Source organism: Aquimarina discodermiae, assembly GCF_040786235.1.
GTDB lineage: Bacteria > Bacteroidota > Bacteroidia > Flavobacteriales > Flavobacteriaceae > Aquimarina.
Genome location: NZ_JBFMKP010000055.1, coordinates 1 through 16,752, shown reverse-complemented (window position 1 = coordinate 16,752; position 16,752 = coordinate 1). Strand labels below are relative to the sequence as shown.

At 36.8% G+C, this 16,752-nt stretch carries 7 protein-coding genes; all 7 read right to left on the bottom strand.

What is annotated here, in order from left to right:
* Positions 1-9,482, bottom strand: a 9,482-nt coding sequence (locus ABW636_RS22210) for a beta strand repeat-containing protein (RefSeq protein ID WP_367592294.1), incomplete at its 3' end; no start/stop codon positions are given.
* A gap of 6 nt (positions 9,483-9,488) precedes the next feature.
* Positions 9,489-9,944: a hypothetical protein gene (locus ABW636_RS22205; protein WP_367592293.1), complete on the bottom strand. Its 456-nt coding sequence runs from the start codon at positions 9,942-9,944 to the stop codon at positions 9,489-9,491.
* 128 nt (positions 9,945-10,072) lie between these two features.
* The gene (locus ABW636_RS22200) at positions 10,073-10,285 is read right to left on the bottom strand and encodes a hypothetical protein (RefSeq protein ID WP_367592292.1); all 213 of its coding nucleotides are present in this window, start codon (positions 10,283-10,285) and stop codon (positions 10,073-10,075) included.
* Positions 10,286-11,615: 1,330 nt separating this feature from the next.
* Positions 11,616-12,287, bottom strand: a complete 672-nt coding sequence (locus tag ABW636_RS22195; RefSeq protein WP_367592291.1) for a response regulator — start codon at positions 12,285-12,287, stop codon at positions 11,616-11,618.
* A gap of 97 nt (positions 12,288-12,384) precedes the next feature.
* A complete protein-coding gene (locus ABW636_RS22190; RefSeq protein ID WP_367592290.1) occupies positions 12,385-14,433 on the bottom strand; it encodes a tetratricopeptide repeat-containing sensor histidine kinase in 2,049 nt (682 codons plus the stop codon).
* A 119-nt stretch (positions 14,434-14,552) separates the two neighbouring features.
* Positions 14,553-14,846, bottom strand: a complete 294-nt coding sequence (locus ABW636_RS22185; protein WP_367592289.1) for a hypothetical protein — start codon at positions 14,844-14,846, stop codon at positions 14,553-14,555.
* A 423-nt stretch (positions 14,847-15,269) separates the two neighbouring features.
* Complete coding sequence (locus ABW636_RS22180) at positions 15,270-16,007, bottom strand: LytR/AlgR family response regulator transcription factor (RefSeq protein ID WP_367592288.1); 738 nt, start codon at positions 16,005-16,007, stop codon at positions 15,270-15,272.
* Between the last annotated feature and the right edge of the window lie 745 nt (positions 16,008-16,752).

The window sequence follows — 16,752 nt, the reverse complement described above, 5'->3', positions numbered from 1 at the left end:
GTATCGGTACCACTGGCAACGTTATCCGTATCACCATTCTCTATAATATCATTGATACCATCGTTGTCGGTATCGGTATCTATATAATCGGCGGTATCGGTACCGTCTGTGTTTTCTGGAACGACAGCTGTTCCTATTCCTCCACCTATTCCAACAGTTGCCTGATCATCTCCATCATAGGCATCATCAATACCATCATTATCATTATCGGTTCCTAATGGAGGTACATAGCCTGTGGTGGTCTGCGCTTCTACATTATCTGGGATACCATCATCATCGGCATCGATATCCAAATAATCTGGATTACCTGTGGTATCGGTATTGGGTATAGTTAATGGTGTACCACTAGTTACTGCTCCTCCTGTATCATCGACACTATCTTCTAATCCATCATTATCCAAATCTGTCATTGAACTAGGATCTCCAGGAGTTGGATAATCCATTTCCCCATCTCCATCTCCATCTACCCCTCCAGCTTCAATAATATCTGAAATACCATCATTATCACTATCTAAATCCAAATTATTAGTAATACCATCACCATCAACATCACAATTATTCATATAATACTGTAATGAAAATTGAAAATTCGAACCATTTCCACCATCTGATTCCATAGATCCAGTTAAAATAGCCGTATTAGTTTCCCATCCTATTGGATCTGTTGTGTCTAAAAATGGAGAGAATAATGGGTTTAATATACTATCATCTGTAAGTATAATATCTGCCAGAGTAGCTCCTCCAGTTACTGGTGTCATATCTCCAAAAATACTACCAGAATTAGCAGGTTCGAATAGTATACTTTCTCCAGTAAACAATCTACTGCTACCATTTAAGAATTTAACAAAATAAGGAGCTGTAAGTGTAACTGTTATTGTACCATCCCTAGTATATAAATTAATACCAGAATTTGGTGGTCCTCCTCCAATAGACCCTCCATTTCCGGAGAAAACGGGTGCTCCTGTACCATCATCTGTAAATTCTACTGTCATATTAACCCCGACCAGTTCCGTAATTCCAAGTGTAGTACCTATATCCGTAAACGTTTGCCCTCCTGGCGAGCCAACCGTAGCAGCGGTTAAGCCTAAAGTTCCCCAATCAATAATAATTTCGGTTAACGTACCACATTCTATAGTATCAGGAATTCCGTCATTATCATTATCTAAATCTACCGCATCGCCCACACCATCACCATCAACATCGTTGAATGTAGCATCGCACGCATTAGTAATCCCATCGCCATCACCATCAGGTCCTGCTTCTTGATAATCATCGGTAGTATTAATATTGGTATCTGCAGGATCTGGATAGCTCGCTGCACTTACCGTGCCATCTGGCTGTATAATCGTAGTAGGATCAGCTGGATCTGTACCATATACTCCTGTATCCCCTCCATCGGCGTTTATATCGTTATATGCTTCATTAGCATCACTACACCCGTCTGCATCACTATCCAGATTTAGAAAATCTGATGTACCTGTTGTTGTTTCTGTTGGAGTGGTTCCTGCTCCTGCACTGGTTGGGATACCCGTAGTTGCCGTATTATCGGCATTATCATCATCATCATCTGCCCTACCTTCTTGCCCAGAAGTCGTACTTGGGGTACCTCCTGCTTCTACTACATCATAAATACCGTCATTATCACTGTCTAAATCCAAGTAATCAGGCACTAAATCACTATCAAAATCCCGGCAGGTATCTATTAGTATATCCAGAATTTGAGTATCATCTACTCCGTCATTTAAACCATCTTTATCTGACATATCTACTTGAATCTCGAATACACCTGAATCTGGTATTGAATTTGGAAGATATATTTCCCAAGACGCAAAAGAAATACCCACATAATTAATACCATAGGGTATGCTATCTAAATTACCGAAAGCACCATTCGAATATTCTATTTGCGCTCTTGAGTTTGTAGTAGTCGAGTTAGGTGTTTCTCCATCTAACGTTTGAAAACTTGCGTATTCAACACCTGCATAACTAACCGTTACCTCAAGATAGTCTGAACTTACACTGGGAGATCCATCCCTTGCCCTTATTCTTCCGATAGTTATTGTATTTCCTAAACCATATGGATTAACATTACTTATACTTTGACTTATTGTTTCTGTTGCTCCATCCAGATTAAAAGTACGACCTGCATCGCTGAATTCTACCGTTGCATTACATTCTACGGTATCTAAAATACCATCATTATCATTATCCAAATCTACGCCGTCTCCCACCCCATCATTATCGACATCATCAAAGATTGGATCACAAGCATCTTGTAAGCCATCACCATCACTATCGGGGCCTGCTTCCTGGTAATCGTCTGTCGTATTGGTATTGGTGTCTGCCGGATCGGGATAACTTGCTGCACCAACAAGACCGTTGGCATCTACAATAGCAGAAGGGTTTGTTGGATCGGTACCATATACCCCGGTATCCCCACCATCAGCATTTATATCATCATATGCCTCATTGGCATCACTACACCCATCGATATCACTATCCAGACTTAGATAATCTGGTGTACCTGTTGTCGTTTCTGTTGGAGTAGTACCAGCCCCTGCACTGGTTGGGATACCTGTGCTTGCCGTATTATCGGCATTATCATCATCATCATCTGCCCTTCCTTCTTGTCCTGCAGCAGTACTTGGCGTACCTCCTGCTTCAACCACATCATAGATACCATCATTGTCACTGTCTAAATCCAAATAGTTAGGTACACTATCATTATCTGTATCGCATATTAAATATAATCCTATAGCAAATGCTTGTTGTGAACCATTTGGAGCATTTATCATATAATTTAATTCTGTTGTTCCTTTTGAATAGAATATGGTATTACCACCCGATCCTTCGGTATCCGTTGTGGTAACTGTCGAAGTACCTACACCTGTCCATACTCCTCCTGTTGCCGATACTTCTAATAGTTGCCAATTACCTCCGTTTGTAGTAACTGACCAGGTTTCACCTCCAACAGAGTTTGTACTTTCACTATCTAATGCCAATACATCTAATGGAAAAGGTTGCCCATTTTTGGTAGCCGTAAAAGATACCGTAATATCCATAATTGTTGGCGTTGGTGTCACTGACACACTACTATAAAAGCTTTCCTGCCCTCCGGGAGTATTATATAGATCTTTTAAAAATGCACCTGTCCACGTTTCAAAATCTGCGGTATTTATAGTCACTCCAGGCTCTGCAGTCAAAGTAACATTGGTAAATGTTGCTGTGATTGTTAAGCCATCTGGTAAGTTAAAAGTTTGACTATCTCCCGACTGTAACCCATCTGCAAAATCAACTCCATCCCAATTGAATATATAAAGTTGATCCTGAAAAGTCCCCGTTCCCGTAGTTGGATTTGCAACCGTGGGTTGATCGCATCTTTCTTCAATGCTATCCAAAATACCATCATTATCATCATCTAAATCTACGGTATCTCCCACCCCATCATTATCGGCATCATCAAAGGTTGGATCACAAGTATCTGCTATCCCATCACTATCGCCATCGGGGCCTACTTCCTGATAATCATCGGTCGTATTGGTATTGGTATCGGCCGGATCGGGATACGTTGCTCCTCCAACAAGCCCATCGCCATTTACTATTACTGCAGCATCGTTACCAAATATTCCTGTATCCCCACCATCGGCATTAGGATCGTTATATGCTTCATTAGCATCACTACAGCCATCGGCATCACTATCCAGATTTAAATGATCAGAAATACCTGTTGTTGTTTCTGTTGGGGTGGTTCCTGCCCCTGCACTGGTCGGGATACCCGTGGTTGCTGTATTATCTGCATTATCATCATCGTCATCTGCCCTACCTTCTTGTCCTGCAGCAGTACTTGGGGTACCTCCCGCTTCTACTACATCATAAATCCCATCGTTATCACTGTCTAAATCTAAGTAATCCGGAATACTATCACCATCAAAATCTGGACAAATATTAAATGCTACTGAAGCCATACCTATATCCCTAGCTTCTGTAGGGTTAGAACCAGAAATAAAACTAAACTCTAAATCCCCCGAAGTCGAAATACCTCCCGGTAAAATTATACTCAAATCTGTTTTTGCAGACTGGGTATAAGCCCCTCCTCCTGCAGTGATAGTAGGTAAAACTGTGATACTAACGCTGGCTCCATTTTGTGCTGAAATAGTTGGAGTTTGACCTGTAGTTGTATTTATAATAGCATAAGTAACTCCATCAAATGAAATATTCAGAATACTAATGGTAGTAGCATCTCCATCACCAGGAAGGGTTTTTACCCAATACATATCGGTTATTTCTATTGTACTAGACCCTGTGTTTAATCCTGAAAGGCTTTGTGTTAAAGTAGTTGTGGTAGCCCCATCCCTTCTAAACTCTAATCCGTCGGTATTTAGATGAACTCTTCCTAAAGAGGAATTCCAAGGAGAACCAGGTACTGTTGTATAATCTCCACCTACGATCCAATTAGGAACTATATCTGTGTTACCACCAGAAGTAGGAAAAACACCACTCGTTATAACATTTGAAATTACACCGCATTCGATACTATCTAAAATACCATCATTATCATCGTCTAAGTCTACCGCATCATTTACCATATCACTTTCAGAATCCTGTGTTGCTGGTCCTACGGGATCAATAATCTGGCTATCCACAACGGTATCATCTCCAACAGCTCCATCTGTAAGTTCGTAAGTTGTTTTAGGAACACTTATAGTATTGATAGTTTCAATTTCTGAAGTAGCTGTAAACCCTTGAAAAATATTAGTAAGGTTTCCTGGTACTTCTGCTCCATATTTTCTAAAAAAGCCTATACTCGATATACCATGCCAAAAAAATGTAATTCTAGCAGAATCACCTGGGTTAATACAATTTAACGTAAAATCTATTAATCCTACAGGATAATCATATGAGTCGTCTTGTGCAGCCAGATCAGATTCTAATACAGCAGACATTGAAGAGATTTGAGCGCAATCTCCAGTTACCTCTAAGGTGACATAGGTTCCATTTCCTGAAGCATCAAGAATAGAGGCTACATTAGACTGAAGAGAATCAGGTATCCCATCATTATTTCCATCCCCGCCATTAGGTCCTGCATCTTCGATTGCTGCATCAATACCATCCCCATCGTCACAACTTGTCGCTATGGTATCATTAGTTACTGCAGCGACTGTACCTGTATCATAGGCTGCTACAACTACGGTTCCATCGGTATTCACAGTACCTGCAGATAAAGTTAATGGTTCTGCTGCTGCATTGTTAGGGTTATATACTCCTCCATCACCACCATCTACATTGGGATCATTATATGCTTCATTGGCATCACTACATCCATCATTATCACTATCAAGATTAATATGATCAGGGGTTCCTGATGTTGTTTCTGTTGGAGTAAGTCCAACTCCTACAGAAGTAGGAATACCATTACTTGCTGTATTGTCTGTATTATCATCATTATCATCTGCTCGCCCTTCTTGTCCCGAAGTTGTACTTGCCGTACCTCCTGCTTCTACGACATCATAAATACCGTCATTATCACTATCAATATCTAAAATATCAAGTATCCCGTCATTATCGGTATCTACACATATATTTTCTAATACTGTAAACCTAAACCCTTCTGCTGCACCGCCACCTGTTGCAGAAATGGTAAAAGAAGTGGCCCCAACAGGAAAAATTACATTCCATTGTAACAAGTTATTATCAATAGTTCCTGTTTGGGTAAAGCTTCCTCCGCTAGCAATTGTAGTTCCATTTGTCTGATTTGTTTGATTTGCAGGATCATTAATCATGGCATCTCCTGTTCCTCCTACCCAGCTTATGGTATATGTTCCAAAACGAGATTTAAAGTCTGCTCCCGGTGGATCTGGTAACTGAGTATCTGCATCCACATAACCATAAAGTGCTAATTGAACATCTGCAGTTCCAGCTGATATAGAAAAACTTGCTGAAGTTAAATCCCAATCATTGGGAGGCGCAACATTTCCATAATAAAAGTATAATTCGTTATTTGTAGAAAGTGCATATTGTTCTAGCTGACCATTATTAAAGGTGTGTGTAATATTCCAGGTTGCTGCAGCTCCAGATGGCAAGGTAATACCTCCTGATTCATTACCATCAATATTTCCATCGTCAACCACTGTAAATGTTCCAGGTTGTAAAGTACCATTACATTCTTCGCTATCCAAAATACCATCATTATCATTATCCAGATCTACTGCATCACCTACACCATCTCCATCTACATCATTAAATATGGTATCACAAGCATCCAAAATCCCATCAGAATCACCATCTGGTCCTCCTACTTGCTGATAATCATCGGTTCCGCTTATGTCCTGATCCACAGGATCTGTATAAGCCGCTGCAACCACCACTCCATCTACATTTATAGTTCCTGCAGCAAGAGTTAATGGCTCAACAGATGAATTTCCCGGGTTATATATTCCTCCATCACCACCATCTGCATTGGGATCATTATATGCTTCATTGGCATCACTACACCCATCCCCATCTGCATCAGTAGTTTGAAAATCTGCGGTATCCGGAACTGGTGAAGTATCGGTGTTGGTTAGTATATAATTGATCGAAGCCGTAGCGGTATCATTATCTTCAAGGGCATCAAAAAGTCCATTGGCTCCTGATCCTGTATCTTGTCCTGTAATTCTACCATCTGTATGTGGTTGTCCATGACCCGCTTCTACTACATCATAAATACCATCATTATCACTATCTAAATCAAAAAAGTCGGGTACCCCATCACCATCAGTATCGAAAGCCGATTCGATGAGTCCATCCATGTTTCCAATCACCCCTGTTGATTCATCATCATCCAAATAGGCAAAAACCCCATCTGCATCCAAATCTGCATAAGGGTTAGAAGGTGACTCATCGGTATTGGGTATTCCATCTCCATCTACATCCAAATCTAACGGGTCTAAAGCGATATCATTATCATCGTCGATAGAAGAAGGTGTCAGAGGACATGCAAATCCATCATTACTGGTGGTTTGTACTGTACTATTTAATAATTGCCCTGAAGGGGTTGCTGTAGTATAATTGTTGATTAAATACAATCCTCCATCATTAAAGGACACATACAATCTATTTTCTGCATCGGTAAAAGCAGCACCATATCCTACCGTAGTAGACGTTGGTACTCCTAAACCAGGCACAAGGCCAATTTCATTGGTGGTTAAATCAACGATATAAAGATTATCACTGTCATCAACCCCATATAATTTGTCATTAATAAATACCACATCATTTACTTTTGCCGTTGGTGGTGCACCACCTCCTATAGCTGTAAAAGTAACAGTAACCAATGGTGGAGCACCGCCAGCGGCAAGCGTTGATAAGTTTTCTATTTTATGATACTCATCTCCTATATTGATCCATAAATTATCATTGTCATCTACATCTCCTGAAATCCCCCCCGCGGTAAATCCAGAGATTTCCCCAAGATCTTCTATAGCTCCATCACCTCCTATTCGTATCAAATGTTTGTTGATCGGGCTTGAATTTCCTCCTTTTCCTATAGCATAGGCATAATCATCAATTCTATTATACCCAGCCGCATTATATAGATCTGTAGTTGCAATTGGGTCTGAATATTCTCCTGATATTGGATCATACGTCTTTAATTCTCCCGCTATGATTTGATAGAAATTACTTTCACACGTAAAAGGTGTTAGAGAAGAAATCGTTACGGTAAGGGTTTGTACATCTGTACCTCCAGAACTATCTGTTACTGTTATTTCTACTACATAGATTCCTAAGGTGGGAGGAGTATTAAAAGTAAGTATCCCAGCATCATCTATAGAAAATGATGCCTGATCTGCCCCTCCTGTCAACGACCAGTCTAGTTGATCTCCATCACCCGTACCTTCTACATCTCCATTGGTATCAGTAGCATCCATATCGATTACTGTACCTGTTCCTCCTGCGTCGAACCCAACTGTATTTGTAGCAGCACTACCGTTATTTGTTATTATCGGATCAGCGTTCGTTGCGCAGGCAGCATCATCTCCATTATCGGTTACAGCGGCTACTGCTCCCGTATTATAGGCTGCAGCTACTACAGTACCATTGGGATGAATTGTTCCTGCACTTAGCGATAAGGGTTCTGTAGCTGTATTACCAGGGTTGTACACTCCCCCGTCGCCTCCATCGGCATTGGCATCGTTATATGCCTCATTGGCATCACTACAGCCATCTGCATCGGCATCGGTTGTTTGAAAATCCAACGCTCCTCCTGTAGCCGTATCTGTTATCGTATAATTGATTGTTCCAGAATCTACAGGATTTTCTATAGCATCAAACAATCCATTCGTTCCCGATCCTGTTGTTTGCCCATCTATTACACCGTTTGTACTGGGTAATCCATGCCCTGCTTCTACCACATCATAAATACCATCGTTATCACTATCAAGGTCAAAGAAATCAGGAATCCCATCGCCATCGGTATCAAAAGCCGATTCGACTAGTCCATCGATATTTCCAATTACTCCTGTTGATTCATCATCATCCAGGTAGGCATATATCAAATCATTGTCTGCATCGTCAAAAGGATCTGATGGTGATTCATCGATATTGGTGATCCCATCGCCATCAAGGTCTAAATCAAAAGGATCTAATAAATCATCTACATCCTGATCAATAGAAGATGCAGCCGCAGCACAAGAAAACCCGTCGTTACGGGTTACATTCTGTGTACTTGATAAATATGTAGCAGATGGTGCATTTGTGGTATAATCTTCTATCAGATACAATCCGCTATTATTATTAGAAATATAAAAACGGTCACTACTATCTGCATATACGGCCCCAAAATTATCTATAGGAATACTCGCTAGTCCCGTAATGGGTACAATACTTCTATCCTGGGTAGTTAAATTCCAAATATAAAGATCGGTTCCGTCTACTCCATAAAAAGCATCATTAATAAAAGCAATATCTAATGCAGACATGGCTCCTGGGTTATTGTTCCAAAAAGCATTCCCTAAAAACGTAGTCGTAATTGTAGCTGCTGCATTTGCCGGAAGCGTTGATAGATTATCAATTCTACGTAATCCTCTGCCATCCCTAAGATAGAGATCATCATTATCATCGACATCGCCTGCAATATATGTGGTGCTTGTGTCATCCAGCACCCCTAAATCATCAAAATCACCATTACTATCAACCCTTATTAAATGCCCAGTATCTTCGACTATGGCGTACAAATAATCATCTGCGATATTGTATCCTCCTGCGTTATATACAGGCAGGGTGCTAATAGCATCACCATAAGTCCCATCGGCTGGGTTATAGGGTCTCAAATCTCCATTTATGGTCTGATAAAAAACACTCGGACAATTAAACGGAACTGTTGCCTGACTATAATTTTTTTGTAACCCCAATATTAATACCAGGAGCCATATCATCATATAACTCTTTACTGTTGCTAAATTATTGGGTGTTTTCGGAAACGAAAGTTTAGTAAAAATTTTCATAAGTTATTATGATATGATGGTTTGAGTATTCTTTTGGGATAATCTTGTGGTAGCAAAAACTGATTTCAGAAACACAGATAACTCTGGTCTTGATGGCACATCATGTAAGGTCTCTTTTACTATAGAGGCATTGCTCTTCACATCGATAAACACCTCTTTATCAACAACAACTATTATCTTATCGACAATAGTTTGGTCACTGGTATTGTCGGGATAGATGAATTGTTTATGATATTTTATCTGATCGCTTTTATCAGAGAGTAATAAAAGACCAGAAGACATTTGAAGAAAAGAATAGGCCATAAAAAAATACAGTCCTAATAAAAGGAGTATAATACCTATCTCTATTCTAATATTATACCTATATTTACCTCTCACCTTTTTCGACAAATTATACGCTGTGTCATCTGTCAAAAAAGATGATTTTCCTGCATTGTGTGAAGTAAAAGAATTAAACTTCATAATGGTTGATTTTATTTAAATTGATCGTTATTCAGACCCTGTCATTGTTAGCTCGCCAAAAGTGTGCAATTTCAGGGTTGTTTTTTACTTGTGATTTTATCTATTTTTATAGTATTTCTACCTATACATTAGGTGGTATTAGAAGATGATTGCCATAGTACAGCCCTTTTTATTCTAATACTATTCTCTATTTTTTTAATACACACTGCTATATATCTATAGTTTCTAGAAAAAGAAATCGTATGAGTATTTACAAAATATTGTATTTGATTTTGGGGTAAAAGAAGCGAAAAGAAAATCGCCAATGTGAATAAGTTTATTACCAGGGTAATTTCATTCATAAGTTTGTCTTTTATAATTTATAGTCCTATGTATCTATACTTTTGTATAAATTTTTATAGTACAAATTTGATTTTGGGCACTATTAGTATTGTATATAGATCGTTATAAAATACATCTTGACAACTAGGGGCATGAAATAAAATGTTTACTGTATTCTTTTGTACTTACTTTTTTTCTAAAAAGCAAGTATGGCATTATACTTTCTTTAACAATATAAATGTATGCATAAAACTTTGATAGTCAAATACTTAAAATCATCAAAATAGTTATGGTTTTTCCGCACAACACTATAATTATCTGAATATCAGCAATAAATACTTAGATGTTATTCTACAACAAAAAAGAGAATTTTAAACTTTCCTAAGTTTTGTACAAAAAACACCTAAACACCTTATAAACAATAGGTTAAAACCACAACACCAGACCTATAAAACCCTGGCAATACAACGGTTTTTAAAAAGTGATATATTCCCCGTAAATAGAAATGTAAAAGCAGTAATAAGCAGGTAACAAAATGCCCTAATAAGTTACTAAATGTTACTTTTTACATTTTAAACCGGGTAATTTCATGCATATTTTATAGCCAAAATGCAAATCAACTGTATTTTTTATACTAGTAAAAAACCGTAAATTTAACGTAGTTATCCCCCTAAAGGAAACCATTTACTAACTCTTTTTGAAATATGGTTATCCCATTCTTTCGTTTATTTTTTTGCCAACCCTTTGACAGGCTCAGGGCAGGTAACTTAGACAAGATCCGGATGAATAGTATTTTGGTGTTAAAAGCTATTCTCGATACAATTTTTCTCCATTTCACTACGAAAAATTACTCGAATCGACGCTTTTTATCAAATACTTAATAGTAATTAGAAACTCAGGTTAATACAACGTCTTTACCAACAAAATATGCCAGAGCTACAAAATCGAGGAAGGCAGATTTTCCTTTAATTTTGCAAGTCTGGCATGTTATTACCTATATTTTTTTCAGTAATACTCTTATGTGTACTTATTTTTCCTTTTCTTTTTTTCATCGCCAACCCTTCGACAGGCTCAGGGCAGGCAACTTCGACAGGCTCAGGATGAATAGTATTTTGGTGCTAAAAGCTATTCTCGATACAATTTTTCTCCATTTCACTACGAAAAATTACTCGAATCGACGCTTTTTATCAAATATTTAATAGTAATTAGAAACTTAGGTTAATACAACTTTACCAACAAAATATGCCAGAGCTACAAAATCGAGGAAGGCAGATTTTCCTTTAATTTTGCAAGTCTGGCATTTTTATAAACGAACTTATAAAAATAAGTAATTCTTTTCTTTCTAAGCTATTATATAAAACCTCTTTTACGAGCTTCTTCGAGCAGCATTTGGTCGTCTGCTTTGGCAATAGAAAACATCTCTTTGATTTGATTTTTTCTTTTCTCGATCGCACTTAGGGATAAGCTTACATAATTGGGTAAGTTTTTGGTTTTTACCCCACGAGAAAGATGGTATAATATTTTTAGGTTTTTCTCATCTAGTGAGAATTTATTGGTCATCATTTTTCTAAAATGATCGTTTACCGTAGCACTATAATACGCTTTACCTTTTACGATATTATTAAAAGCCAGTAATAGCTCTGCAGAGGTAAGATCACTCTTTATCAAGAAACCAGAAGGGTTTATATTTTTAAGAATGTTATGGATTCTGTGATCCTCTCTATGCATGGTTAGGATAATAATCTTGGATTTGGGTAAGAGTTCTTTGGCATGTTTTGCCAAATCCTCTCCAGAAGTTATGGTACCATCTGATGATGGTGGTAGTTTAATGTCTATAAAAAGCATATCATAAGGAACCGTCTCTGAAGATTTTACAATCGTCTCGTAAGCATCGTCGCAATTGGATGCAATATCGATTTTTATTTGATACTCTTTTTGATTTTCTCCTAACAGGGTATTCTTATAACCTTCTATAATCATCGGGTGATCATCGATCATAAGAACTTTTAGCTTTTTCTTCATCTTAAAAATTATTGTTTAGTTCTACAGCATTTACATGTTGGTCATTACTCATAACAACCTATGTAACTACTTTTAGCAATTCAATTTGCGTTATATATTAGACTGGCACACTTACTGACACAGTGGTACCAGCACCTTGGTTACTTAAAAACTGAACTACCCCACTCATCTGACTAACTCTTGATGTAATGTTCTTTAAACCGATTCCTTTTTTGACCTTGGTACTTTTAAAACCGATTCCATCATCTAAAATAGTAAGATTTATGTTACTATCCTCATAATCGAAATTAATTTTTATGTTTTCTGCCTGTGCATGCTTAAAAATATTCTGCATCGACTCTTGTAAAATCCTAAAAAAGTTTACTTTTTTATTGTCTGGGATTTCTTCCCAATCGATTTTCTCGTCGTTAGAAAACTCATACTTAAGTTTATGGATCCCGCACAAGTCTTTGATCAGGGTTTCTACAGCATCCATATAGGCCACATCAGAGGGTAAGGTGTCTGATCCCAGATCGTGCGAGATGAGACGTATTTCTTTTTCTATAGATTTTAGTTCTTCTATATATTTGTTTCTAGAAGGGGTAAACTCGTCATTCGCCCGTTGGTTGATCCCATCCAGACTCAATCGTACTCCAAACAGGCGCCCCAGTACCCCATCGTGTAACTCTTCTGACATACGTTGCTGTTCTAGCTGTCGTCCTTCTTCTAGTTTGATTTGCTGGTTAAGCAGCAGGCGGTAGATCTCTTCATTAGACTCTTGCTGGGTTTGCGCAAATTGTAGTTCTTTATTACTTTGCTGCTGTCTAAAGATAATATACCCTAATAAAAACATAGCCGTTAACCCCAAAATCGCAATGATGAGGATTTGGTTTTCCTTGCTTACTTGTATACTCTGTTCTTTAAATTCATCTGTCTCATATTTGATACGTGCAAATTTATCTCGAAACAGTCGCTCTTCTTTGATCAAACTGTCATTGAGTGTTATATACTTATTGGCATATCCCAACCCTGTTTTATAATCAGACACCTTTGCTAATAATTGATAAGCTTGCAATAGATCCTCGTTATCATGAATTTCTAAAGCTAAATCGCGAGATTGTTGTGCATAACCAATAGCTATACTATCTTTACCTATCGATTGATAATATTCCCCCAAATGTAAGGCACTGGTGGCTAATCCATATTTATGTTGTATGCTATCTCGTATATGTAAAGCTTTATAAAACAAATTCGGGATATTAGTCATATCCTTCGACAAAAAATTAACATAGGCTAGGTTATCTAACAATAATGCCCTTCTTCTAGGATCAATTTTTAAATATTCATTATGAGATAATGCTTTGTTAAAGTATTCCTTTGCCTTATCATATTTTTTTTGGGATTTATAGGTAGTACCAATATTATTATAGGAAATCACTTTCTGTTCTATTTCAATATCAGTTCCTTTAGCAATCTCAATTGCTTTCAAGTAATACCCAATTGCTTCCTCATACCGTTCTAAATGTTTACAAACAATTCCCAAATTAATATAGCATAAACGTAAATAGTTATCATTTTTAACTATTTCAAATTTTTCTATAGCGGCAATCGTTTTGGATTCACTTTCACTATAATCTTTTATTTTACGAAGTATTTGAGCCAATGATAGTAAAACATCACCATGATCAAAGGCATAATCCTTTGGTTCATACTTTTTATTATCCAATGATAAATAAACCTTATCTGCATTATAAAAGTTTTTAATAGTTGAATCTAGCTCTGCCGTTGTTCTGTGGTAAGCACCTAAATAAAAATAGGACTTAGCAATATTAACAGAATCCTGAATAACGTTAGACAGCTTCAAAGCTTTCTCACTTAAGCTTTTATATTTATTATAATCTTTAACATTTAAATATTCATTAGAGATTTCGAGAAGTTTTTCAATCTTAAAAGAATTATTTACTAGAGTAGAATAAATCGTATAGGCCTTATCTAAATACTCTCTACGCTCCTCAATAGAAGTTGTTTTATCTTTACTTTTTTCTATATAAGATTCGATTAAATCAGATTTTAAAACATCCTCTTTTATCTTAACCTCATCGGTTGATTTATGACAACTAATCATTAAAAAACCAATAAAAAATAACTGTATAAAAAGACGTTGCATTAAGAAAAATTTTACTCTAATTTAGATAATTAAGTAGCAACAAAAAAGCAAAAACAAAAAAAGATCTTGTTTTATAAGATCTTTTTTTGTTTTTGCTTTTTTATAATGATTTTTATACACTAGCTACCACCATTATTTCCATTATTTCCAGGATTTCCATTATTTCCAGGATTTCCAGGATAATTAGTTCCATCATCATCTTCTCCACTATGTATATTCATACCATCATCATCTTCTCCTCCATGCGGAGAACCATCGTCATCTTCTCCTCCGTGTTTAGAACCATCATCGTCTTCTCCGCTGAAAATATCGGTATAATCGATTCCTACTTGATCTTCTGTTGCGTCTGCTTCACAAGCGATGAATAATGAGCTTAAAAATAGTATAGCGAATATAGTTCTTATAGTTTTCATAATCGTATTTTTTTAGTTTAGAATTTGTGTTACCTATTATATAGATAACGTCTTAATTTGGTTTTACTTACTTTTTTTGTTTTTACTCTTATGTTCATCGGTTGCGCAATCGACTTTTAATAGTTACTTTTTGTACTGTTAGCGATCGTTTACTTTTTCTGTTTTTGTATCTCTAATTGTACACTACAAATGTAGGGGGATTATTCCCTCGCGCCCAATAAATTAGGGTGTTTATAGTGGTTTGGTGCCTGCCAGAAGTAGTTGTACCCCGTATACGGGTAGTTGGCCATATTTTATGAAATGGGGGAAGTGTAAGAAATTACGGTATAATGATTTGGTAATACAATGGTACGTTTTTTTTTACAAAAAAACCGATAAATAGTCGCTATTTATCGGTCGGTATATAATAGGTGTGAGGACATATTATATATAGATTAAACTTTTCTTGGCGAGATTATCTTTTATTTCCTCGACATTATTCTTATACGATTTCGAAAACGGGATCATATCATCAGAGTTCTTGATGGCACATTTTGCCTTGCCAAAATGTATCCTCGAGACATAGTCAATATTAATAATATAACTATTATGTATCCTTACAAAATGCTTGGGTAATAATTCCTGAAAATGTTTTAGCGTTTTAAAAGCTTCCACCTTATTACCATCGCTCATCATAAAATCTGTCGTATTATTATCTGCCTTAAGATATAGGATCTCATCTACATCTACAAAGCGATAATCGCCATAGGATTTAAAACACAAAGTGTTATCTCCCACATTATCAAAGTCTTTCTCGAATCGCATCAAGGTTCTTTTGATCTGAGGTTTTCCAAAGGGTTTGAGCATATAATCCAAAATCCTGTTACGAATCCCCTCGATGGCATACTCTGTAGTTTTGGTAATCACAATAAATTCTGGTAGTCGAGGCATGTATTTTGCCAACTCGACCATGAGCGAATATTTGGTTTGATTACCATGCATGCCCTGCACCTCGGGCTCTAAAAAAACAAGTCTTGGTCTTCTTTCTAAAATAAGATCTAACGCATCGTGCTCATTATCTGCGATTCCTGTACAGATATACTCGGTCTTTTCTTCGAGCGAAATCTGAATCAAATCAGAGATATTTTTGTCGTTATCTATAATTACGTATGGATATTTCATGGGGTATCTATTACTATTAAATTTATGATTTAGTGTGACGCATATTTATTCTATCTACAAGATAGGGTAAATCTTGTTTTTTTGGATACGTGAAAACCGTAATATTAGTATGGAACTACTTCATTAACAAAACCTTAGGATTTGCATTTCATCTATAATTTTATGTATTTCATCTATAGAAATTACCAAAAACACTTGCTACGTCATCTTTAACAGTCATCTTGATTTTAGTTAAAAAACTCCAAAATTGCAGATTTTGTCATAGAGAAACAGAAATAAATCCGTATGAAAAGTAGGATATCACGTGCTAATTTTGGCCCATATCTTATCCTCATTTACAATGTAGTATATCTGATATTTTTGACAGTATGTCTTATCCCAATATTACATCACCTGTTTTATCCTTTTGAAAACGTATTCTATACAGCAAATTAAAGAAGGTACGATCATGGTAAATGGGGTTATTTTTATGGTGTACTCGTTCTAATTTCATTGTATAATGATGACTTTTTGTTTTCTGTCTCCTCGAGTGCTTCGATAAACCTAGGACAGGCATTATCGAGATGTCATTTCGAAAAATCACTACCATTGACGTATTTCATAGGTTTTATACGTTCTTAAATTTAATTAATAGGGTTACCCATATAAGTCTCAAATTATTGTAAATGAGTATGTTATTTTGTAAATTGTATGTAAATACACAAAAGATGAAGATATTAAAATCACTTGACAGGCAGGTGTTTAC